Raw genomic sequence first — 23,061 nt, forward strand, 5'->3', positions numbered from 1 at the left:
GACTAGGTCGTCTCTGCGGGCCGGAGCAGAGCCTCGTAGACCTGGTTGAGCCATTCCAGCAGGTCCGAGTCCACGACGTCGCCTCCGCCGATGGCCTTGGTGGTCGGCTTCGGGAGCAGCAGATGGTTCATCGAGGCCTTGTGCTGGGCGCCGCGGTACATGCGCTCCATGCGCAGCTGACGAGACTCGGCGAGCTCCTGCACGGGGGCGAACCGGACGAACCTGCCCTGCACTCCCACGTCGGTGACCCCGACGGCACGCACCCGGTTGCGGAAGCGTGCCACGTCGACCAGGTTCTGGGCGGGCTCGGGCAGCTCGCCGTACCTGTCCTGCCACTCCTGGACGACGGCATCGACGTTCTCCTCGGTGTCGGCCGCCGCCAGGCGCCTGTAGCCCTCAAGGCGCAGGGGCTCGGAGGGGACGTACTCGTTGGGCAGGTGGGCGTTGATCGGCAGTTCGATCTTCACCTCGGCGGGGTGTGTGTCCTCCTCCCCGCGGTAGTCTGCGACCGCCTCCCCGACCATGCGCAGGTAGAGGTCGAAGCCGACGCCCTCGATGTGCCCGGACTGCTGGCCCCCGAGCAGGTTTCCGGCACCGCGCAGCTGCAGGTCCTTCTTGGCGAGCTGGAACCCCGCGCCCAGCTCGTTGTGCGCGGCCACGGCCTTCAGCCGCTCCAGGGCGTCCTCGCCGAGGGGCTTCTCCGCCGGATAGAGGAAGTAGGCGTAGGCGCGCTCCCGGGAGCGGCCCACACGCCCGCGCAGCTGATGCAGCTGGGAAAGGCCGAACGCGGAGGCCTTGTCGACGATCAGGGTGTTGGCGTTGGAGATGTCCAGGCCGGTCTCGATGATGGTGGTGGACACCAGCACGTCGAAGCGCCGCTCCCAGAAGTCGTTGACGATCTGCTCCAGCCGGGCCTCGCCCATCTGCCCGTGGGCGACCTCCACCCGCGCCTCGGGCACCAGCTCCCGGATCCGTGCGGCGACGCGGTCGATGTCTGACACCCGGTTGTGCACGTAGAACACCTGGCCCTCGCGCATCAGCTCACGCCGGACCGCCGCGGAGACCTGCTTGTCCGTGTAGGGGCCCACATAGGTGAGCACGGGATGGCGCTCCTCGGGCGGGGTGTTCAGCTCAGAGGTCTCCCGGATGCCGGCCAAGGACATCTCCAGGGTGCGCGGGATGGGCGTGGCGGTCATCGCGAGGACATCCACATTGGTGCGCAGCTTCTTCAGCTGCTCCTTGTGCTCGACGCCGAAGCGCTGCTCCTCATCGATGACCACCAGGCCGAGGTCCTTGAACTTGATCTCTCCGCCGAGCAGGCGATGGGTGCCGATGACGACGTCGATGCTGCCGTCGCGCAGCCCGCTGAGGACCTCCCGGGATTCCTTGACGGTCTGGAAGCGGGAGAGGGCCCGGACCTTCACAGGGAAGCCGGCGTAGCGTTCGGTGAAGGTCTCGTAGTGCTGGGAGACCAGCAGAGTGGTGGGCACCAGCACTGCCGCCTGCTTGCCGTCCTGCACAGCTTTGAAGGCGGCCCGGATGGCGATCTCTGTCTTGCCGAAGCCGACGTCGCCGGAGATCAGCCGGTCCATGGGGACCTCGGACTCCATGTCCTGCTTGACCTCCTCCATGGCGGAGAGCTGGTCGGGGGTCTCCACGTAGGGGAAGGCGTCCTCGAGCTCGTTCTGCCACGGGGTGTCGGGGCCGTAGGCATGCCCGCGGGAGGCCATGCGAGCCGCGTAGAGCCGGATCAGCTCCGCGGCGATCTCCTTGACCGCCTTCTTCGCCTTCCGCTTGGTGGCCGCCCAGTCGGAGCCGCCCATCTTGGAGAGGCTGGGCTCGTCGCCGCCCACGTACTGGCTGACCTGGTCCAGCTGGTCGGTGGGGACCATCAGCCGGTCCTTGGGCGCGCCGCGCTTGGAGGAGGCGTATTCGAGCACCATGTACTCGCGCATGCCGGCGGTGCCGGCCCGGATGGCCTGCGGCGAGCCCACAGGGCGCTGCACCAGCTCCACGAACTGGCCGATGCCGTGCTGCTCGTGGACCACGTAGTCGCCCTGGGTCAGGGCGAGCGGGTCGACGGCGTTCTTGCGTCGCCGGGCCCGGGTCCTGCCGTCGCGCCGGCCCTCCTGCCGGATGGACCGGCCCAGCATCTCGGACTCGGTGAGCAGGGCGAGCTGAAGCTCGTCCAGCGCGAATCCTTCGGCCACGTTCGCGGTGGTCACGGTGATCCTCCCCGCAGCGGGAGCATCATCGAGGGACTCGGTGCGCTGGTGGGGCACCCGGTGCTCCTCCAGCAGCTCAGCCACGCGCGCCGCCGAGCCGGAGCCGGCGGTGGTGACCACAACTTTCCAGTCGTCCTCGGCGCGGCCGGCGAGGAACTCCATGACCTGCTCCACGGATCCGCGGTAGCCGATGGGCTCCCGTGAGGCGATGGAGACGATGTCAGCGTCCTGCTCCAGCTCGGCGTCGAGCCCGAAGGAGGTGATGCTCCACCAGCCGCGGCCCTGCTCCAGGGCGTGCTCGCGGGTCTCTGTGAGGCTGGCGAAGGCCCCGGTGGACAGGGAGCCCTCCTCGCGGTCGGTGACCGCCAGCGGGGAGGCTGCGCCGTCAGCGGAGGCCTGCCAGGCGGCGGCGAGGAACTCCTCATTGGTGGCGGCGAGGTCGTGGGCCCGGGTGCGGACCTTCTCCGGCTCCACCACCACGGTCAGGGAGCCTTCGGGCAGCTCGGCGACCAGCGGCACCAGCTTCTCGGCCAGCACGGGGGTGAGGGACTCCATGCCTTCGACGGCGATGCCTTCCGAGATCTTCTGGAGCATGTCGACGGCGTGCGGCATCTCAGCCATCAGGGACTTGGCGCGGGCGGCGACATCATCGGTGATCAGCAGCTCGCGGCAGGGCACAGCGTCCACCCGGGCGGGCGACTCGTCGGCGTCGAGGGAGCGCTGGTCGGCGATGGAGAAGTACCGCATCTGCTCAGCCTCGTCGCCGAAGAACTCCACGCGCACCGGGTGGGTCTCGTTCGGAGGGAAGATGTCGAGGATGCCGCCTCGGACGGCGAACTCCCCACGGCGGGTGACCATGTCCACCCGGGAGTAGGCGGCCGCGCCCAGCCGGGTGACGACGTCGTCGAACTCGTAGAGCTCCCCGGACTTCAGGGTGACCGGGGCCAGGTCTCCGAGCCCGGCGATGATCGGCTGGATCACGGCGCGGACCGGCGCGACGACGACGTCGAGCCTCCCTGCCTCCTGCGGGCGGCTGAGCCGGCGCAGCACCCCGAGCCTGCGGCCGACGGTGTCGGAGCGCGGCGAGAGACGCTCGTGCGGCAGGGTCTCCCAGGAGGGGAAGTGTGCGACGGCGGCCTCCGGCGCGAATGCGCCCAGGGAGCTGACCAGCTCCTCTGCCTCACGCTCGGTGGCGGTGACCGCAAGGACCACGGCCCCGCTGTGCGCGGTCCGCAGGCTGTGGGCGGCCTCGGCGATCAGCGCCGGGCGCAGGCCCGAGGCCGCGGCGATCTGCAGCTCCTCGGTCCGCTGCCCCGCCGGGTGCTGGGCGGCGGAGGCAACCCGCGAGTAGGAGGAGTCTGAGGACAGGGCCGTGCGCAGACCGGAGAGAGCCATAAGGGTGAGAGAGCCTCGCTTGAGTGGACGGATTCGACCGCAGGCCAGAATACCGCCTGTCGGGACTGCTCGGCGGTGGGGTCGCCGACTGCTCCCATCAAGAGAGGCCAGTCCGTGTCAGTCTGGGTGACCTGCAGGAGAAAGTCGGTGCATGATGAACCCTAAGGCAGCATCGTCACTCTCTGGGAGACTGTGCAGCAGTCAGCGGGGGAGCTTTCTTCGCGCCGAGTCCGGTCAGCCAGGGGCTGAGCCGGGTGCGATTGACCAGCAGGCCCAGAGGCCAGCAGATCGCCAGCGCGATGGCCGCGCGCGCCGGCGGGAACTCCGCCGCATCGCTGACGAGGAAGAGGACGTAGGGGTGCAGGAACACCACCAGTGTGCCCGTGGCCACCAGCTGGGAGACGCCGCCGCCGATCCCCGGAACGGCTTTCAGCAGCGAGTCCGCCCAGGTGGAGAAGATCAGCACCAGGCCGATGCAGATCAGCACCGCCAGCGCGGGTGAGACCAGGTAGTCCCCGAACCCGGACCACTTCATGTTCATCGTCCGGTACCCCGAAGAGACCCCATACAGTCCCGCAAAGATCAGGCCCATGCCCACCGCCCCCGCAAACGGGGACCGGGCTGCGGCCTCCGCCCATGGGGCCGTCAGCAGGCGGCGCACCCAGAAGCCGGCAAGAATATAGGCCGCGCACGCCGGAGCCAGGCCGACGCCCAGCGGGGTGTAGGACATCAGCGAGTCCGGGATCTGCGCCAGCGCCAGCCCCGCCGCGGCCGCCGGCGGGTGGATCCACCACGGCAGATGCAGCAGCCCCCGCACCAGCAGCACCGCGAAGAAGAGCACCGAGATGAACCAGAACGCCAGATACGGGCTGTGCGTCAGCCCGCCCCCGTAGGCGGCCCCGGCAATCAGCTCCCAGGGGCCGTCCTGGTCGAAGGGCCTCGGGGTGAAGCCATGGATCACCACCAGAGCCGAGAGCACCAGGAACCATGTCACATACGGGACGCCCAGCGTCCGCCAGCGCACCGACGCCTCACGGCTGAACCCGCGGCTGGAGGAGAGAAAGAACCCCGCCAGGAAGAAGAACAGCGGCATCCGCCATATCTGCAGGTACTCCTCGCCCGGCATGAACGGCCAGGCATGCCCGAGCACCACCGCGACGACAGAAATGACCCGCAACAGGTCAATGCCGACGTTGCGGGTCATGTCTGAATATGAAGCTGTGTGCGCTCAGCGCGCCCAGCTCAGTACTGGGAGGAAGGCTGGCGCTCGCCGACCGGGGCGTTGGACTCGGCGGCGCGGGAGGCCATGGCGTCCAGCGGCTCGCCATGCTCACCGTGGAGGTCCTGCTCATCAAGCGTGTCGGACCGGCCGATGACCTCCTTGGCCACGAAGAATGCGCCGGCGTAGAGGCCCAGGAAGATCAGGCCGGGCAGCCAGACCTGGTCCAGGTCCCAGAAGTTCAGCGCAACGGCGGAGCCCACCAGCAGGAGGAGCACGAAGAGGAACGCGGCGAAGTTGCCGAGGAAGCGTCCTTGGCCGGAAAAGGCCTTGACCTGGCCGTTGCTGATCATCTGCTCTCCTTCAGTAGGCGTTCTCGGCGGAGCCGTTATTCTCGGCACCCACAATATCAAGCGATGCGCTCGCCCCGAGCCTGGTGGCGCCGGCAGCGAGCATCTTCGCAGCGTCCTCATAGGTGCGGACCCCGCCGGAGGCCTTGATTCCCAGTCGGCCTCCGACCTCCTGGTGCATCAGGACGATATCCTCCACGGCGGCGCCGCCGCCGGCGAACCCGGTGGAGGTCTTGACGAAATCAGCCCCAGCGGCCTCAGCGGCGCGGCACACCAGGCGCTTGGCGTTCTCGGTGAGCAGGGCTGTCTCCAGGATGACCTTGAGGATGGCGCCGCCGTCATGGGCGGCACGGGCGACCGCATCGATCTGCGCCTGGACTTCGGTCTCCAGGCCGGCATTGGCGTCGGCGACGTCGACGACCATGTCGATCTCCGAGGCGCCGTTGAAGACCGCCTCATCCGTCTCGGCGACCTTTGCGGCGGTGGTGGTCGCCCCCAGGGGAAAGCCGACGACGGTGCAGGTTCTGACCCGGCTGCCCCTGAGGAGCTCGGCGACCATCCGCACCCACCGGGGGTTGATGCATGCGGAGGCGAACTGATGGTCCAGGGCTTCCTGGGCCGTGCGGCGGACCGTCTCCTCGGAGGCGTCGGCCTTCAGCAGCGTGTGGTCGATCAGGCCGGCGACGGCGGCGGGGGAAAGGGGGGTATCAGTCATCGGGTCAGGCTCCCAGCAGTTGGGTCATGGCAGTGCGCAGGGCCTCCAGGCGCTCAGCAGCTGAGGCGCGTGCTGCGGAGACGGCATCGGCGGCGTCGGAGGATGCCTCCGCCACGGTCTCCAGGTAGCACTTGACCTTCGGCTCGGTGCCGGAGGGACGTACGATCACCCGGTCGCCGGCCTCGGTGTAGTAGATGAGGACGTCGGAGGCCTTGTCCTCGGTGAACTCAGCACCGGGCAGCGGCTGACGGGAGAGGTCCAGAGTCTCAGTCACCGGGGAGCCGGCGATCTCTGCCGGGGCCTGCTGGCGCAGCGCCGCAGTGACGGCGCCCAGCCGGCTGAGGTCGTCCACCTTCACCGTGACCTGCCCGGTGAGGAAAAGCCCCGCCTCGGCGGCGATCTCATCCAGGGCGTCCACCACGGTGATGCCCCGCGCCTTCAGGTCAGCGACCAGCTCGGCGAAGATCAGTGCGGCGGAGACGCCGTCCTTGTCGCGCACGTGGACCGGGTCCACGTCGAAGCCGATGGCCTCCTCATAGCCGAAGACCAGGTTGGGCACCCGGGCCAGCCACTTGAACCCGGTGAGGGTCTCCTCGTGGGCGAAGCCGCGCTGGGCGCACAGAGCGCCCAGCTGGCGGGAGGAGACCAACGAGTTGCCGATTGCCGGGGAGTCGTTGCCGGCCTCGGTCTGCCAGCCGGGGCGCAGCGGCCCGCGGCGGAGGATGTGGCGGCCCAGCAGGGCGCCGATCTCGTCCCCGGAGAGCTGCCGCCACCTGTCGGTGTGCTCGTCATAGACAGCCGCTGAGAGACGGTCGGCGTCGGGGTCGTTGGCGAGCACGAGGTCCGCGCTGCGCTCCGCGGCGGTCCCCAGTGCCAGGTCCAGGGCGCCGGCCTCCTCCGGGTTGGGGAACTCGGCGGTGGGGAAGTCCGGGTCCGGGGCGAACTGCTCCTCGACGGCGATGGTCTGGCTGAATCCTCCGGCCCTCAGCAGGTCCACCACCATCTGGCCCCCCACGCCGTGCATCGCGGTGTAGACGATCCTCAGGTCCCGGTGCGGGAAGCCCTCCGGGTCCAGCAGCTCGAGCGCCTCCTGCTGATAGGAGTCGCGGACCTCCTGGCCGAGGACGCTGACACCGCTGGGTCGGGTGACCTCCTCGGACGGGATGACGGCGGGGGCGGGGGAGTCGGCAGCGAAGTCAGCGCTGACCACCTCAGCGATGGTCGCGGCGATGTCCTTGTCCGCCGGGGAGACGATCTGCGCGCCGACGCCCAGGCCGTCCGGCTCCAGGAACCGGGAGAGCTCGCCGCCCAGGTACACCTTGTAGCCGTTGTCGCGGGGCGGGTTGTGGCTGGCGGTGACCATGACCCCGACCTCCGCATCGCGGACGAGCACCTGCCGGGCCAGCAGGGGAGTGGGCCCGGGAGCCTCGAACAGGTGAGCCTCCCAGCCTGCGTCGCGGAAGATCGCCGCGGTGTCATAGGCGAACTCGTCCGACTGGTGCCGGGCGTCGTACCCGATGACGATCCGGTGGGCGGCCTGACCGTCCACATCATGCGGGTTGTCCACTGCGGGACGGGCGGCGGCGAGCTTGCCCTCGGCATACTTCAGCAGCCCGGCGGCGGTCTGGCGGACCACCAGCCGGTTCATCCGCAGCGGCCCGGCCCCCAGCTCGGCGCGCAGCCCGGCGGTGCCGAAGGCCAGGCGCCCGGCGAACAGGCTGCTCAAGGCGGCGCGCGCCTCGGCGTCCTCGGCGCGGGCCTCGTCAAGAAGCTCCTGCAGCTCGGCGCGCGTGCGCGGGTCCGGATCCAGCTCGATCCAGCGGGTGACGGTGGTCAGCAGCTCATCAGACATTCAACGGGGCTCCGTTCGGCTCAGGTGGTGCAGAGGAAGGAAGGACGGCGAGGCTGCTCATCCGGTCTCAAGGGCGCGGGCAATGATGTCTGCCAGCAGTGCGGCGATCCGAGGCCCGGCTGCCTGCCCCGCCTCGATGACCTCCTCGTGGCTCAGCGGCTCATCCGAGATTCCCGCGGCCAGGTTGGTCACCAGTGAGATCCCGAAGACCTCCAGGCCCGCGGCCCGGGCCGCCACAGCCTCCAGGGCGGTGGACATCCCCACCAGGTCTGCGCCGATGCTGCGCAGGTAGGAGATCTCCGCCGGAGTCTCATAGTGGGGCCCGGAGAGCTGGGCATACACGCCCTCCTCCAGGGACGGGTCCACCTGCTGTGCGAGCTCCCGGATCCGCGGGGAGTAGAGGTCTGTCATGTCCACAAAGTGCGCGCCCCGCAGCGGGGAGGCTGCGGTGAGGTTGATGTGATCCCGGATCAGCACCGGGGTGCCGGGGCTCCACGTCGGGTTCAGCCCGCCGCAGCCGTTGGTCAGCACCATGGTGGAGGCACCGGCGGAGGCCGCAGTGCGCACGCCGTGGGCGACGGCGTCGACGTCGCGCCCCTCATAGAAGTGGGTGCGGGCCCCGATCACCAGCACATGCTGGCCTGCGGGGGTGCGGATCACGGTCAGAGTGCCGCTGTGCCCCGGCACCTCAGACTTCGCGAAGCCGGGGATCTGGTGGGCGTCCAGCTTGACCACCGTCTCCCCGAGCCTGGCCGCCGCCTCGCCCCAGCCCGAGCCCAGCGTGCAGGCCAGGTCCACCCGCTCAATGCCCGCGGCCGAGAGGATCGCCTCAGCGGCCTCCTCCGCCCGCCGCATCACCGGGGCAGTGGGGTCATTGGTGGGTATCAGGCCCGGGGCAGGGCTGACCTGGCCGTGGCCTGCAGGGGCGACATCGTGATCCATGGATTATGTCCTTGTCCGTTCTCAGTGGTCCGCGGGGTCGGTGATCTTGTAGTGCAGGCGCCGGGCCGCCTCGGACAGCGAACCCGTCAGCGACGGGTACACCGTGAAGGTGGAGGCGATGTCATCCACGTGCAGCTTGTGGGTCACCGCCAGCGCCAGCGAGTAGATGAGCTCGGAGGCGCGCGGTGCGACGATGACGGCGCCGATCACAGTACCCGACCCCTTCCGCGAGAAGATCTTCACGAACCCCTCCCGGATGTTCATCATCTTGGCCCGCGGATTGGTGGAGAGGTCCAGCTTCACCACGTCGGCCTGATACTTCCCGGAGTCGACCTGCTCCTGGGTCACGCCCACGGTCGCGATCTCCGGGGAGGTGAACACGTTGGAGGCCACCAGGTGCATCTTCAGCGGCTTCACCGCGCCGCCCTGCATGTGCGCCACCGCGATGCGGCCCTGCATCGCGGCCACGGAGGCCAGCGGCAGCATCCCGGTGCAGTCGCCGGCGGCATAGATGTTGGTCGCGGTGGTTCGGGAGACAGTGTCCACTCGGATGTGGCCGGAGGAGGTCAGCTCCACCCCGGCCTCCTCCAGACCTATCCCGGACGTGCTGGGCACCCCGCCGACCGCCATCAGGCAGTGGGAGCCCTCCAGCACCTCACCGTTGGAAAGGGTGACCTCCACACCGCCGTCGGTGCGCTTCACCGACTGAGCGCGGGTCTTCGAAGCCACCTTAACCCCCACCCGGGCGAAGGAGTTCTCCAGCACCGTGGCCGCGTCGGCATCCTCTCCCGGCAGCACCTGCTCCCGGGAGGACACCAGGGTCACGTCAGCACCCAGACGACGGTACGCCGAGGCGAACTCCGCGCCGGTCACGCCCGAGCCCACCACGATCATGTGCTCCGGCGGCTCCTCGAGGTTGTAGGCCTGGGTCCAGTTCAGGATGCGCTCGCCGTCGGGCACGGCGGTGGGCAGCTCCCGGGGAGTGGCGCCGGTGGCGACGATGACAGCGTCGGCCACCACCTCAGAGGTCTCGCCGGAGGAGTCGGTGACCTCCAGGGTGTGAACGCCGTTCTGCGCCTCGCCGGCGAGACGGCCGCGGCCGGCCAGGATCTGCACGCCGAAAGCCTCCAAGGAGGCATGGATGTCCTTGGACTGGGTCTCAGCCAGCTTCAGCAGACGCCGGTTCACCTGGGAGAAGTCCGCCCAGGCCTCGGTCTCGTACTGGTCGCCTCCGCCGCCGCCCTCGCCGAACCGGACGCCGAACGCGGTGGAGGCATTGACCCGACGCATCGCATCCGCGGTGGCGATCAGAGTCTTGGACGGAACGACGTCGGTCAGCACCGCCGAGCCGCCGAGGCCCTTCTCCTCGATGATGGTGACCTGGGCGCCGGCGTCGGCCGCCACCATGGCAGCCTCATAGCCGCCGGGACCTCCTCCCAGGATCGCAACACGGTCAGGGGCGAAGCGCTTGCCAAGAGTCTCTGAAGTCACGGCCCCATTCTGCCTATATATGTGCCGTGTGTCATAAGCCGCCAGCTTTGTGTCCCGGGGATACCCTGAGGCGCATGGGACTGTTCGAAGCCCTCACCGACCTGCCGATCCACTCTTCGGCGCTCATCGCGCTGACCGCGGTCCTCTTTGTGACGGCATTGGTGATGCGGGCCAAGCAGGCCGCGGCCAGTCCTGAACCTCAGCGGCAAGGTCCCAGTGCACGCCGCGCACGTGCGGCGCGTAGGGTAGTGGAGCAGCGGAGGAAACGGCTGACCGATGTCGTCCATGCACAAAGGAACGAAATGAGCACCACCGAGAATACCGGCCCAGCGGCAGAGCCGAGCCCGAGCGCCCCGGCTCCCCGCTCCGCTGCGGCATCGCCCTCCGGGGCGCAGGCCGGAGGCTTCAGGATCTACTGGGGCCGCACCATTCTTGCCCTGGCCCTGCTGGCCGGGCTCCTCGGCGGCCTGGTCACCGCGGGGATGGCAGGCTTCGGCGCGGTGAGCTGGACCCTCCCGGCTCTCGGCGGCGCAGTCGTCCTCGTCTCCCTGGCCGGCCTGCAGGTCACCGCGGCGGTTCGTCGCCGGGCCAGTCGCCGGGCCCGGGTTCAGCGGGCCTTCGACGCCGCGATGGACCCTGTGACGGACCCCCAGCTCGAGCAGCGTCGCCGCCAGGCCCAGCAGTCCGCGCAGCAGGCCGGCGTCGCCCAGGAGAAGCAGGCGCCCTTCAACCTCCGTGAGGGTGAGCAGCAGGCGGCCGAGGCCGCCGCCGAGCAGAAGCAGGAGCCTGTTCCCGCATACACCCCAGCCCAGCCCGGCCAGGCCTGGGAGCCGCGCGAGGTGCCCAAGCCCAAGTACGTGGTCGCGGAGAAGGCTGAGCGAACCACCCCCGAGCCGCTGGCCAAGCCTGCGGAGCCCGAGCCGAAGGCTGACACCAAGCTGAAGTCCGGCGCAGCCGCCCCCGCGCCGCGGACCACCAGCGCCGACGCCGCCCCCCGGGAAGACGCTCCCGCCCCCGCGCAGCCCTCCATGGACCTGGACAAGGTGCTGGCCCGGCGCCGTGCCTGACACTGTGCCCGTGGACGGGCCTGCTCGGCAGGGCCGGCCCAGCACTCCTCGCACTGAGAGCTCCGGGGCGGAACGGCTGCGGGGCCGGGATGAGCCCGCGCAGCTGGAGTACCTGGGATCCTCGGACGTGCACCCGGTGATCATCTCCGCCCTGCAGCAGGAGGGCATCTACGCCACCTCGGTCCACCTCGAAAGCCTGCAGCACCGGCCCGGCGCCGGGGTCACCGGGATCTACCGGGTCGTCATCTCTGAGCCTCCGCGCCTGTCGGGGGCTGAGGCCGGCCGCTCCCGTTCCCAGGTGTATCCCATGGCCGGGGACCACATGCACGAGCTCTATGCAGGAGTGACGACCGAGCGGACGAATGCTGCGGCAGACGGGACGGTGACCGCCCAGAGCCCCGCCGGCCGGCTGACCATCTGGCAGCATCCCTGCGACCCTGCCCTGGAGGGGCTGCCCCTGGCCACCGACCCGGCCGCCGTCGCCGAGCACTGGGGAAGCGGCTTTCCTCTCACCGCCCTGGAGACCATCAGCTACAGGCCTCTGCGCCGCGCGGTGATCGCCGCCGACTTCGCCGAGGGCCCCCGCATCTATCTCAAGGTGCTCAGGGCAGGCCGGGCCGAGGACCTTGAGCACCGGCACCGCATGCTTCTCGACGCGGGCATCCCTGCCCCCGCACCGGTTCGCGAGCCCATCGACGACGTCGTCGCTCTCCGCCAGGGGGAGGGGATCTCCCTGGCGGAGCACTTCCTCTCCGACGGTGCCGCGCGCATACGCCCCCACGACTTCGTGCAGCTCCTCGACGCCCTGCCCGCCGAGGTGATGGAGCTGCCCGCCCGGGAGGCCTGGACCGACAGGCTGCCGGCATACGCCTCTGCCGCGGAGGCGGCCCTCCCCGAGGCCGCAGATCGGATCGCCGCGCTGAAGGACCTGATCCTCGCCGACCTTGCCGTCACTGACCGGGGTCCGCTCGTCCCCACGCACGGCGACTTCTATGAGGGCAATGTGCTGATGGCCGGCGGCGAGATCTCCTGCCTCCTCGACGTCGACTCCCTCGGTCCCGGCCACCGGGTGGACGACCTCGCCTGCTTCCTCGGCCACCTCGCCGTGCTGCCCGCCGTCGATCCCCGGTATATCCACGCGCCGGCCGCCTTCGACCGGTTCGCCCGGGCCTTCGCAGAGAGCGTCGACCCTCGCAGCCTGCAGATCCGCTCCGCCTCCGTGGCGCTCTCCCTGGTGGCGGGAGCCCGGGACGCCCGCCGCAGCGGCTGGGAGGCCCAGGCCGACCATCGGCTGCGCTGCGCCGAAGCGCTCGTGGGCCTCGCCTCGCCCTCCGGGGCCCTCCCCGAGTGGCCGAAGCCCTAGTCAGTAATCCTCTGCGCCGGAGAGACGCTGGCGCAGATCCTCGAGCTGACGCTCGGCCTCGTAGGCGTCCTCGAACCGGGACATGTCCCGCAGCGCCTCCACCCGGCCCTCCAGCGCCGTCTCCATCAGCTCGTCGCTGATGGAGCGCTCTGTCATCGTCATCCTGAAGATCGTCTCAGCCTCAGCCGACTGGCCGACCTGCCGCAGCACCGCGGCGGCGAAGAGCTCAGCGTCGGCCCCCGCCTCCTCGTCCCCGGCCTCGGTGAAGAGGTCCGCGGCCTCCAGCGCGGCCGCCACCGCCTCCGTGCCACGCCCCAGGGCGGTGAGGCCGCGGGCGCGGGTGTCGATGATGTCGGCCTGCTGCCAATCAGTGCCGTGCTCCTCCGCGATGCGCAGCGCCCGATCCAGGTGGGCCAGTCCGGCATCGTCCTCGTGCCGGCACAGCAGGTGCCCCAGGGAGTGCAGTGCCTGCAGCAGCATCATCGGGTCAGTCTCGGTGCCCTGATCGGCCAGGCGCAGCCCCCGCTCATAGTGCTCCCGGGCTGCGTCGACCCGCTCCAGGGAGGCGGCCAGGGCCCCGGCGGCCAGATGGGCCCGGGCGGCCTCGTCGGTCTCGTCGGCGGCGATGAACTGTCCCGCGGCCTCCGCCCAGTGGCTCATAGCCTCCAGGGGGCGCTTCTGCTGGGTCACCGCGTGGCCCAGGCCCATGAGTGCCCGACCACGGGTGGAGTGGTCTTCCCCGCCGGAGGCCAGCCGGAGGCTCAGCGAGTCGAGGATCAGCTCCGCCTCCTCGTGCTCGTTCATCTCCAGCAGCTGCTGGCCCAGTGCCAGGGACAGCATCCGGGACTCGTCGAACTCGCCCAGCTCTGCCTGCTGCACTGCCGCCCGCCAGGCCAGCACGGCCAGCTGGGGGCGGCCGATCTCGGAGGTGATCCCGGCCAGCAGGGCCGCCGCGGAGGCGGCGCCGCGGCGCACCCCGCAGGCGGCGTAGAGCTCAGCGGACTGCACGGCGCGCTCGACCGCCTCCTGAACCTCTTCGGCCTGATGGTGGATGGTGGCCCGAAGCATCGCCATCGCCCCGCGCACTGCCCGGTTGGCAGGGGAGGAGAGCACCTTCGACGCCGTCTCAGCGGCAGCCTCAGAGTCGTCACAGAGCAGCTGGGCGTGGGCGAGGAACATCCGTGCGCCCGCCAGTGCCTGCGGCCGATGAGCTCCCGCACCCTCGTCGGGGAGGGACTCGAGGATCGCGGTGACCTCCTCCACCAGAGGCAGCGCGGCCTGCGGCCCCTCGTCCTGCATCCGACGCACCGCCAAGGAGGACAGGACATCGGCCCGCACAGTCTTCACGCCTCCGGACTGCTCCTGGGGCCCGGCGTCAGCCTCCTCGGCCAGCTCCTCGGCCACCCGGGCCAGGATGTCGCCCTCCACCCGGTCCGGCTCACGCAGCAGCATCCCGCCCAGCTCGGACTCCACCTGGGCCTGCCGGGTCCGCCCCAGCTCGTGCATCAGACGGATGCGCTTCTGCTGGTACGGGCGCGCAGACTCGGGATCCCCGCGCATCTCATAGACCCCGGTCAGCAGCCGCAGCAGCAGGAGCCGGTTCTCCGGATCCTCGCCTCCGGGGGCCTCCAGGCCGCGCAGGCCCGCCTCAACGGCGGCGGCATGGCGCTCGCCGTAGGCAGCCTCATAGGCAAGGTCGAGCCACCCGCGGGCGGTCTCCGCCTCCGGCATCTCGGAGCCGGGGGCGAGCAGCAGCGCCTGCAGGCGAGTCTCCAGCCGGGCAGCCCCGGGAATCTCAGGCGTCAGGTCATCCTCGCTGCTCATTCTCCCCAGGGTAGCGCGGTCAGCTGAGGCGCTTCAGTACACTGGTCGCCATGCATTGTTCGGCACGGGCGGGCTCACAGCTGTGCGCCCTCGCAGCGGGGGCCGCGCTGCTGCTCAGCGCCTGCTCGGAGCCCCCGGCCGCGGAGGAGCCCACCGGCGATGAGCTGGACCGCGCCTGGCGGATCGCCGTCGGGGAGGACCCGCTGGACCGCACCGTGGCGCACATCTATTCGCTGGCGCTGAACTCCCGCGATCAGCCCACTATGGTGGTGGAGGCCGAGCAGCCCACCCACGAGGCTGCCGCCCGGCTCGCCTCGTCCCCCGCGGAGGACGAGGAGGGCACCGATGGGCCCCCCGAGGATCCGCAGGAGGAGCATGGAGGCTCCGATGCGGGCGAGTATGAGATCGTGCTGGCTCGCACGATGCCGCTGGCGGAGACTCTGGACCCGGAGGGGTACTCAGAGCTGACCACCCCTGAGGAAGGTTCAGGTGCCGCGCCGGCAGCTGCGGCCGAGGGCCTCACCGATCTGATCGCCGAGGCCCTGGAGGGCGACGGCGACCCTCAGGCGCACATGCTCACCCCCGGGGCCGCCGTGCTGTCCACTTCTGCGATGACCACCACGGCCTCGGCCGCCGCCCTCGAGCTGGACGAGGAGGAGCCCGAAGGGATGGCGGGCCTCGAGGAGCACTGTCAGGACCTTGTCTTTGCCCACAGGGAGGGTCTCCCGCAGCTCCAGGAGGCCCTCGACGAGATCTACGGCTGCGAGCCGGAAGAGATGTCGGAGGCGGAGGAGGACACGCTGATCGAGCAGCTGATCACCGCGCAGGCCGACGTCGTGCTGGTGACCTCGTCCCACCCGGGAGCGCAGGAGAACGCTCTGGTGGAGCTGGAGGACACCGGCCGGGCCTTCCCGCGGGACCAGTATGTCCCGGTGATCACCGCCGGCCTGGCCGAGGATTCCTACGAGGTGGCGGACGAGATCTCGGAGGCCCTCGATGGTGACTCGATCGCCATGCTGCGCCGTCTGCTGCACGGCGAGGACGGGCTCGCCCCGGAGGAGGCCGCACAGTACTGGATGGTCGAGGAGGATTTCATCGCCGAGCCTGACACCTGGGGCTGAGCCCGACCGTCGCTTCCTGGGGCGCCAAGGCCGGCGTCTCCGGAGCCGGGCGAGGGGCGTGCGCGGCGCGTACGCGCCGCCGAGATAAATTTGACGCTATGAGGCAGAATCTGCCTATGGAGGAATTTCAGGACTTCGTGCAGGCGAACAAGCTGCGCAGCGTGCGGTATGACGTGCGTGGCCCGATCGCCGAGGAGGCCGCCCGTCTGGAGCGTGCCGGGCACCGCATCACCAAGCTGAACATCGGCAACCTGGCGCCTTTCGGGTTTCAGGCCCCGGAGTCCATCATGCAGGACATGATCCGGCACCTGCCTGATTCTCAGGGCTACTCGGAGTCTGCTGGAATCTATTCGGCCCGGACCGCCGTCGCCCAGTACTACCAGGACCGGGGCATGAAGAGTGCCGTGCCTGATGACATCTACTTGGGCAATGGTGTGGCGGAGCTGATCACCATCACCCTGCAGGCGCTGATCAACCCCCTGGACGAGATCCTGATCCCGGCCCCTGACTACCCGCTGTGGACGGGGCTGACTGCCCTGTATCAGGGTGTCCCGGTGCATTACATCTGTGATGAGAGCAATCATTGGTGGCCGGACCCTGAGGAGGTCGAGTCGAAGGTGACCGACCGGACCAAGGCCCTGGTGGTCATCAACCCGAACAACCCGACGGGCGCGGTCTACCCCAAGGAGATCCTTGAGGCGCTGGTGGACATCGCCCGCCGCCACAACCTGATCCTGATGGCGGATGAGATCTACGAGAAGATCACATACGACGACGCCGAGACGGTCAATATGTGCACGTTGGCCGACGATGTCTTCACCATCACGTATTCGGGCCTCTCGAAGACGTGGATGGCGGCCGGCTTCCGCTCCGGCTGGTGCTACATCTCTGGGCCGAAGCACCGGGCCCAGAACTATCTTGAGGGCCTGCAGCTGATGTCGAACCTGCGGATGTGCCCGAACGTGCCGGGCCAGCACGCCATCCAGACTGCCTTGGGCGGCTACCAGTCGATCGATGAGCTGACCGTCCCCGGCGGGCGCCTGTACGAGCAGCGGCGCGTGGCGCACGAGAAGCTCAGCCAGATCGAGGGTGTGGAGTTGGAGCAGATGGACGGGGCGATGTACCTGTTCCCGCGCTTGGACCCGGAGATCTACCCGATCGAGTCGGATGAGGCGTTCGTCATCGAGCTGCTGCGGCAGCAGAAGATTCTGGTCTCCCACGGCCGGGCGTTCAACTGGATCGATGATCAGCATTTCCGTCTGGTGACGCTGCCTGCGGTGGACGAGCTGGAGGAGGCAGTGGACGGGATCTCTGACTTCCTGTCCGCATACCGGGACGCCTTCGGCACCGGGGCTGTGCTCTGAGGCAGGATGGTCGGGTGCAGGAATTCCAGGAGTTCACCCAGTCGCCTAAGCTCGCCGAGGTCCGCTACGACGTCCGTGGCCCGATCGCGACGGAGGCGTCACGTCTGGAGCGGGCCGGGCACCGGATCACGCGTCTGAACATCGGCAACCCGGCCCCGTTCGGGTTCGAGGCGCCGGACGCGATCCTGCAGCACATGATCGCCGAGCTTCCCACCGCGCAGGGCTACTCGGACTCCCGGGGAATCTACTCGGCCCGACAGGCGGTCGCCCAGTACTACCAGGCCCGCGGCATCGCCGGGGCCGACCCGGACGACATCTACCTGGGCAACGGTGTCTCCGAGCTGATCACTATGGTGCTGCAGGCCCTCCTTGCCCCTGGTGACGAGGTCCTCATTCCGGCTCCGGACTACCCGCTGTGGACCGGTGCCACGAAGCTCTGCGGCGGCACTCCGGTGCACTACATCTGCAACGAGGACAACTGCTGGTGGCCGGACCCGGAGGAGATCGAGTCCAAGGTCACGCAGAACACGAAGGCCTTGGTCCTGATCAACCCGAACAACCCCACCGGTGCGGTCTACCCTCGCCGCATCCTTGAGCAGATGGTGGACATCGCCCGGCGTCACCATCTGATGCTGCTGGCGGATGAGATCTACGAGAACATCACTTTCGACGACGCGGAGATGGTCAACGCGGCCGCACTGTCCGAGGACGTCGTCACCCTGACTTTCTCCGGGCTGTCGAAGACCTGGCGGGTGGCGGGGTTCCGGTCCGGGTGGATCTACGTGTCCGGGCCCAAGCAGCGGGCCTCCAGCTACCTGGAGGGTCTCGAGCTGCTGATGAACATGCGCATGTGCGCCAATGTCCCGGCTCAGCACGCCCTGCAGGCGGCCCTGGGCGGGTACCAGTCGATCGAGGAGCTCATCGTCCCCGGCGGCAGGCTCTATGAGCAGCGCAGCACCGCCCACCGCCTGCTCAACGAGATCCCTGGGGTGGATGTGCATAGGGCCGACGGCGCCCTTTACCTGTTCCCGCGCCTGGACCCTGAGCTGTACCCCATCGAGAACGACGAGGCGTTCGTCATCGAACTGCTGCGGGCCAAGAAGATCCTGGTCTCCCACGGGCGTGCCTTCAACTGGACGGACTCCCAGCACTTCCGGCTGGTGGCCCTGCCCAGCGTGGAGGACCTCGAGGACGCCATCGCCGGGATCGCCGACTTCCTCAGCGACTACCGCTCAGGCGTCATCCCCCGCGTCTGAGCGATCAGCGATCCTGAGAGTTCTGCGGGGGATGATTCGGGGGCTGGTGGTGTCTCAGCTGCGGCATCCTGTGCTCTTGGGGGTCCAGACCATCGGAGCGAGAGGCTTCGGCCATCGCACCTGTCAGTGGCCGGAACGCCTCTTTGACGCTTCGCCCACGGCGTCGTGCTGAGAGAATCCGCACGATCAGGGCGATGACGACGACCGCTCCGAGCGCGGCAATCACGAAGTTGAACACGTTGGCTTCCATACGTTCTCAGCCCTCCTGCTCGAGCTCCTCGCGGACCTGCTCCAGGCGCTCCTGGGCCCCGGAGAGCCAGCGTTCGCACCGGTCGGCCAGGGCTTCGCCGCGCTGCCAGAGCGCCAACGACTCCTCCAAGGGCGCGCCGCCGGTCTCGAGCTTGGTGACGACGGCGACGAGCTCGTCGCGGGCCTGCTCGTAGGTCATCTGGTCGATGTCGTCAGTTTTGGCGGTGCTGAAGGACTCTTCGGCTGGAACGGCCTCGGGGGTCTCTTTGCTCATGCTGCTTCTCCGCTCTTGTGGGTCTGTATGTTCTTCACTTCTGCCTGGAACTCTCCGGCGGCCACCATGATCTGGACGTCCTGGCCGGAGGAGAGGAGGGCAGCGTCGCGGACGATGCCCTCGGGTGTCTGCACCACCGCGTAGCCGCGGTCCAGGGTGGACTGTGGGGACAGCGCAGTCACCCTGGCGCGGGTGCTCTCCACCCAGTCGCGGGCACGGGTGACTCCGGCCTCCATGGAGAAGAGGCCGCGACGCCGCAGGCCGGTGATCTCGTCCCGGCGCACCTCGATCATGGTCTTCGGCTGGGCCAGAGCCGGCCGAGACCGGACTGCTCGGATCCATTCCATCTCCCGCTGGATCATGCGCTGCACACCGCTGGACATGCGAGCCCGAGCCTGAGCGATGTTCTCGCGCTCCACCTCCTCCTCCGGCACCAGCATTTTGGCGGAGCCGGTGGGAGTGGATGCGCGCACATCCGCGGCCTCGTCGAGCAGAGGGCGGTCGGCCTCGTGCCCGATCGCTGAGACCACCGGGGTGGTGGCCTCAGCCACGGCCCGGACCAGCCGCTCGTCGGAGAACGGAAGGATGACCTCCTCCAGGGAGCCGCCGCCGCGAGCGATCACGATGACGTCCACCTCGGGGTGGGCGTCGAGGTCTCCGAGGGCCGCGGCGACCTCCATGGCGGCCATGGGCCCCTGGGTGGAGACTTCACGGATCTCGAACTGGGCGGCCGCCCACCGGGCATGCACGTTGCGGAGGATGTCCTTCTTCGCGTCCGAGTCCCGCCCCGTGATCACGCCGATCCGGGCCGGAAGCAGGGGCAGCGGCCTCTTCCGGGCCGCGTCGAACAGGCCCTCCGCGGAGAGCGCCTTCCGAAGCTGCTCGATCCGAGTCAGCAGGTCCCCCAGTCCGACCGGCTGCATCCGGTGAGTGACCAGGCTCAGCCGGCCCGACTTCTCATACAGGCTCGGCTTCACCAGTGCGACCACCCGGGACCCGGGCGAGACCACGCCGTCGAGCGTGCCGGCCACGTTCCGCCACGCCACCGCGTTGAAGGAGACCTCCTGCTCCAGATCACGCAGGGTCATCCAGGCAGTTCCGTTGCGCATGTTGAACTCGACCAGCTGGCCCTCCACCCAGGTGGGAGTCACCTTGTCGATATGGGCGCGCAGCTTCCCGGAGAAATGGCTCAGCGGCCAGGGGGTCTCCGCACTCGTGTCAGCGGACTGCGCCGGCAGTGCGGCCAGCGGCGGCTTGCCATGCGGGGAGAGCTTCTCGGAGTAGGACAAAGGACTCTTTTCTGATCAGCGGGTCTTCTCAGACCGGGTTATGCACCAAGTACCCTGTGGGCTGTATTCATTCTGGTTCGGACCAGCGTAGCGGCTGGGTATGACATTGAGGAGAGCATCCCGTGCGCCAGCTTTTCAGCGTCCTGAGCCTGCTGCTGGCAGGCCTGCTGTCCGTGGCGGCGCTCGCCGGCTACCAGGCCGACCAGCTGCTGCGGGAGGAGGAGCCCATCCGGGAGATCGCAGGCGAGCTGCCCGAGCAGCCCGAATTCTCCGACGCGGTGGCCGCCACCATGGTCAGCGAGCTCTCAGAAAGCATCCCTGAGCAGGCCGCCCAGCTGCTCGGCTCCGGAGCGGAGGCGCAGGTGGAGGGGATGGTCTCCGACATCGTCGCCTCCCTGCTGGAGAACGAGCGCACCCGAGAGGCCTGGGATGAGACCCTCCAGACCACCCGGACTGACTGGACAGCCCAGATGGAGCAGCTCTTCGAGGACGGCTCCTCCGGCAGCCCGGATGAGCTGGACGTGGAGCTGGACCTCTCTCCGGTGGCCTCCGCGATGACCGAGCCGCTGCGCGAAGGCCTCGAGGACTACCTGGGCTGGATCCCCGGCTTGGACACTGACAGCTTCGACTTCCTCGCCCCGGAGGTGGTGGTCGACGTCGACGCCGCCGCGGACGAGACCCAGGAGACCGACCCCTACGCGGTGGCCACCGTGGTGGCCGGCAGTGAGCACTGGATGTGGTTCGCCGTCGGCGCGGGGCTGCTGCTGATCCTTGGCGTGGCGCTCGGTCCCGGGAAGTCCCGATGGGTCGCCCTGGCCCTTGGAGCCGGCACCGCCGGAGCGCTGGGCCTGTGGCTGGCGCTCACGGCAGCCTCCCCCAGCTTCGACCGGCCCGCCGACGCTGACCCGGCCATGCTCGCCGTCCTCGAGCACGTGGAGACCAGCTACGCCGAATGGGCCCAGCCGGCCTGGTGGGTCTTCCTGGGCGTGGCCGGCGTGCTGCTCCTCATCGGGGTGCTCGGGGCGATCGTGGCGCCCAGCTACCGCCGGGTTGAAGCTCGCGCGTAGACTGGTGCGCGATGACCATCGCACCCGAAGCGCCCGACCGCCGTCGTCACATCTCCGTCCCGACCCCGCAGGTACCGCGCCAGCGGCGCAGCCCGAAGGAGATCGCCGCCGAGTCCACCTTTGAGGGCGAGCGGCGCATGCTGCTCGCCGCCCCCCGCGGGTACTGCGCCGGTGTGGACCGCGCTGTCGTCGCCGTGGAGAAGGCCCTGGAGCAGCACGGCGCCCCCGTCTACGTGCGCAAGGAGATCGTGCACAACCGCCACGTGGTCGACACCCTCACCGAGAAGGGCGTCATCTTTGTGGAGGAGGCTGACGAGGTCCCCGCCGGCGAGCTGCTCGTCTTCTCCGCCCACGGCGTCTCCCCAGCGGTGAAGCAGATGGCCTCCGACCGCGGCCTCGAGACCATCGACGCCACCTGCCCCCTGGTCACCAAGGTCCACCGTGAGGCCGTGCGCTTCACCACGAAGGATGACTTCCACATCCTGCTCATCGGTCACGACGGGCACGAGGAGGTCGAGGGCACCTTCGGCCACGCCCCTGAGCGCACCACCATCGTCAACGGCCCTGAAGAGGTCGACCAGATCGAGGTCCCCGACCCTGACAAGCTGATCTGGCTCTCCCAGACCACACTGTCCGTGGACGAGGCCATGGAGACCGTCAACAGGCTGCGCGAGCGGTTCCCCAACCTGCAGGACCCGCCCAGCGATGACATCTGCTACGCCACCTCCAACCGGCAGGCCGCCATCAAGAAGGTCGCCCCCGAGTCTGACCTGGTGATCGTGGTCGGCTCCGCGAACTCATCGAACTCGGTGCGGCTGAAGGAAGTCGCTCTCGAGTACGGTGCCGAGCGTGCCGAGCGGGTCGACTTCGCCAACCAGATCGACGAGTCCTGGTTCGCCGACGCCCAGACCGTCGGCGTCACCTCCGGCGCCTCCGTGCCTGAGGTCCTCGTGCAGGAGGTGACCCAGCTGCTCGCAGAGTACGGCTACGGCGAGCCCGAGGAAGTCGTCACCGCTGAGGAGGACATCGTCTTCTCCCTGCCCAAAGAGATCCGCAAGGCACTCGCCGACGCCGGCCACGACGACGTCGGCCGCGGCGGCCGCAAGCGCACCGCCTGCTCTGATTAGCCCCGGCGGCGCGCATCCTCGCGCACGCCTCTCGGCCGGCTGCGGAGGCGCCGGCCTGCATGCCTGAAGCCCGGCAGGCCAGCATAGGATGACCGCATGATGGAAACAGGTGCGGTCGGCATCATCGCCGCTGCGGTGCTGATCGGCACCGTGCTGCAGCGGATGTCAGGAACGGGCGTGGGGCTCGTCGTCGCACCCGTTCTCTCGATCCTCCTGGGACCCGGCTTCGGCGTGCTCGTCACCAACCTGACCACTACGGTCTCCGGGTTCCTCATCATGCTCTCAGTGTGGGGCGCCATTCACTGGCGACGCTTCTTCCTCATGCTGGTCCCCATCATCCTCGGAGCGATCCCCGGCGCCTGGCTGGTCGGGCAGCTCTCCGCCGGCTGGCTCTCCATCATCCTCGGCAGCATCGTGGTGTTCGCCCTGCTGGTGACCTTCACGCTGAAGGCCCTCCCCGAGTGGCCCGGTCCCATCCCCACGATGCTGGCCGGGGGAATCGGCGGCTTCTTCAACACCACCTCCGGCGTCGCCGCGCCGGTGATGGTGATCCATTCCCGGCTTGCCCGCTGGGATCACAGATCCTTCGCAGCCACCCTCCAGCCGATCTTCATGACCATGGGGGCGGTCTCCGCGCTGTCGAAGATCCTGATGGGGTCGGTGGACACCACACCCACCGACGGGCTGCCTGAGCTGCCGCACCTCTTCCTCGGGATCGTCTGCTTCGTGCTCGTCGGCATCTACATCGGCACCCGTCTGGCCCGGTTCGTGCCCGCCCCGTGGGCGCGCACCGCTGCCATGGTGCTCGCGGGCCTCGGCGGCGTCGGCGCCATCGTCCGGGGCGTGCTCGACGTGCTGGGCTGACACTTAG

18 protein-coding genes are annotated in these 23,061 nt (G+C 69.2%); 8 read left to right on the top strand and 10 right to left on the bottom strand.

The genetic code is table 11. The features are described 5' to 3' along the window. Positions 1-2: 2 nt before the first annotated feature. The 7 genes from mfd to FWJ47_RS06645 all read right to left on the bottom strand — a co-directional run bounded on the left by mfd (position 3) and on the right by FWJ47_RS06645 (position 10,189). Positions 3-3,620 carry a transcription-repair coupling factor gene (mfd, locus tag FWJ47_RS06615; protein WP_147105829.1) on the bottom strand — a complete coding sequence of 1,206 codons (3,618 nt, stop codon included), beginning with the start codon at positions 3,618-3,620 and terminating at the stop codon, positions 3-5. 175 nt (positions 3,621-3,795) lie between these two features. Beyond that, on the bottom strand, positions 3,796-4,824 hold the full coding sequence (locus tag FWJ47_RS06620) for an acyltransferase family protein (RefSeq protein ID WP_147105833.1): 1,029 nt from the start codon (positions 4,822-4,824) through the stop codon (positions 3,796-3,798). 38 nt (positions 4,825-4,862) lie between these two features. Further along, a complete protein-coding gene (locus FWJ47_RS06625) occupies positions 4,863-5,192 on the bottom strand; it encodes a hypothetical protein (RefSeq protein ID WP_147105838.1) in 330 nt (109 codons plus the stop codon). 10 nt (positions 5,193-5,202) lie between these two features. Continuing rightward, positions 5,203-5,904, bottom strand: a complete 702-nt coding sequence (gene deoC / locus FWJ47_RS06630) for a deoxyribose-phosphate aldolase (protein WP_147105841.1) — start codon at positions 5,902-5,904, stop codon at positions 5,203-5,205. Positions 5,905-5,908: 4 nt separating this feature from the next. Next, positions 5,909-7,756 (bottom strand): phospho-sugar mutase, encoded by a 1,848-nt coding sequence (locus tag FWJ47_RS06635; protein ID WP_147105844.1) that lies wholly within the window; start codon positions 7,754-7,756, stop codon positions 5,909-5,911. A 57-nt stretch (positions 7,757-7,813) separates the two neighbouring features. Further along, positions 7,814-8,611, bottom strand: coding sequence for a purine-nucleoside phosphorylase (locus FWJ47_RS06640; RefSeq protein WP_147109066.1), 798 nt, complete (start codon positions 8,609-8,611; stop codon positions 7,814-7,816). Between the two features lie 108 nt (positions 8,612-8,719). Then, positions 8,720-10,189, bottom strand: a complete 1,470-nt coding sequence (locus FWJ47_RS06645) for an NAD(P)H-quinone dehydrogenase (RefSeq protein ID WP_147105847.1) — start codon at positions 10,187-10,189, stop codon at positions 8,720-8,722. Positions 10,190-10,263: 74 nt separating this feature from the next. Here FWJ47_RS06645 and FWJ47_RS06650 point away from each other — a divergent pair, with 74 nt between their 5' ends. Both FWJ47_RS06650 and FWJ47_RS06655 read left to right on the top strand, forming a co-directional pair. After that, complete coding sequence (locus FWJ47_RS06650) at positions 10,264-11,256, top strand: hypothetical protein (protein WP_147105850.1); 993 nt, start codon at positions 10,264-10,266, stop codon at positions 11,254-11,256. After that, positions 11,249-12,619, top strand: coding sequence for a phosphotransferase (locus FWJ47_RS06655; protein ID WP_147105853.1), 1,371 nt, complete (start codon positions 11,249-11,251; stop codon positions 12,617-12,619). The genes FWJ47_RS06650 and FWJ47_RS06655 overlap by 8 nt, the downstream gene beginning before the upstream one ends. Here the strand turns inward: FWJ47_RS06655 and FWJ47_RS06660 are convergent, their stop codons facing one another. Beyond that, positions 12,620-14,443, bottom strand: coding sequence for a tetratricopeptide repeat protein (locus FWJ47_RS06660; protein WP_147105855.1), 1,824 nt, complete (start codon positions 14,441-14,443; stop codon positions 12,620-12,622). A gap of 50 nt (positions 14,444-14,493) precedes the next feature. Here FWJ47_RS06660 and FWJ47_RS06665 point away from each other — a divergent pair, with 50 nt between their 5' ends. The 3 genes from FWJ47_RS06665 to FWJ47_RS06675 all read left to right on the top strand — a co-directional run bounded on the left by FWJ47_RS06665 (position 14,494) and on the right by FWJ47_RS06675 (position 18,184). After that, positions 14,494-15,564, top strand: coding sequence for a glycine betaine ABC transporter substrate-binding protein (locus FWJ47_RS06665; protein WP_147105858.1), 1,071 nt, complete (start codon positions 14,494-14,496; stop codon positions 15,562-15,564). 116 nt (positions 15,565-15,680) lie between these two features. Further along, positions 15,681-16,928, top strand: coding sequence for a pyridoxal phosphate-dependent aminotransferase (locus FWJ47_RS06670; RefSeq protein WP_147105861.1), 1,248 nt, complete (start codon positions 15,681-15,683; stop codon positions 16,926-16,928). 14 nt (positions 16,929-16,942) lie between these two features. Continuing rightward, positions 16,943-18,184: a pyridoxal phosphate-dependent aminotransferase gene (locus tag FWJ47_RS06675; protein WP_147105864.1), complete on the top strand. Its 1,242-nt coding sequence runs from the start codon at positions 16,943-16,945 to the stop codon at positions 18,182-18,184. A 256-nt stretch (positions 18,185-18,440) separates the two neighbouring features. On the opposite strand, the gene FWJ47_RS06680 is transcribed toward FWJ47_RS06675, so the two are convergent. Further along, positions 18,441-18,707 carry an exodeoxyribonuclease VII small subunit gene (locus FWJ47_RS06680; protein ID WP_147105867.1) on the bottom strand — a complete coding sequence of 89 codons (267 nt, stop codon included), beginning with the start codon at positions 18,705-18,707 and terminating at the stop codon, positions 18,441-18,443. Then, positions 18,704-19,996: an exodeoxyribonuclease VII large subunit gene (xseA, locus tag FWJ47_RS06685; RefSeq protein WP_147105870.1), complete on the bottom strand. Its 1,293-nt coding sequence runs from the start codon at positions 19,994-19,996 to the stop codon at positions 18,704-18,706. Before xseA ends, FWJ47_RS06680 begins: the two co-directional genes overlap by 4 nt. A 122-nt stretch (positions 19,997-20,118) precedes the next feature. Between xseA and FWJ47_RS06690 the strand changes: the two genes are divergently transcribed. The 3 genes from FWJ47_RS06690 to FWJ47_RS06700 all read left to right on the top strand — a co-directional run bounded on the left by FWJ47_RS06690 (position 20,119) and on the right by FWJ47_RS06700 (position 23,054). Then, a complete protein-coding gene (locus FWJ47_RS06690; RefSeq protein ID WP_147105873.1) occupies positions 20,119-21,063 on the top strand; it encodes a hypothetical protein in 945 nt (314 codons plus the stop codon). A gap of 11 nt (positions 21,064-21,074) precedes the next feature. Then, positions 21,075-22,190 (top strand): 4-hydroxy-3-methylbut-2-enyl diphosphate reductase, encoded by a 1,116-nt coding sequence (locus FWJ47_RS06695; protein WP_147105876.1) that lies wholly within the window; start codon positions 21,075-21,077, stop codon positions 22,188-22,190. Between the two features lie 96 nt (positions 22,191-22,286). Beyond that, entirely contained in the window at positions 22,287-23,054 is a 768-nt protein-coding gene (locus tag FWJ47_RS06700) for a sulfite exporter TauE/SafE family protein (RefSeq protein WP_246126194.1), read from the top strand. The last annotated feature ends 7 nt before the right edge of the window (positions 23,055-23,061 follow it).

It is taken from the genome of Nesterenkonia populi (genome assembly GCF_007994735.1).
GTDB classification, from domain to species: Bacteria; Actinomycetota; Actinomycetes; order Actinomycetales; family Micrococcaceae; genus Nesterenkonia; species Nesterenkonia populi.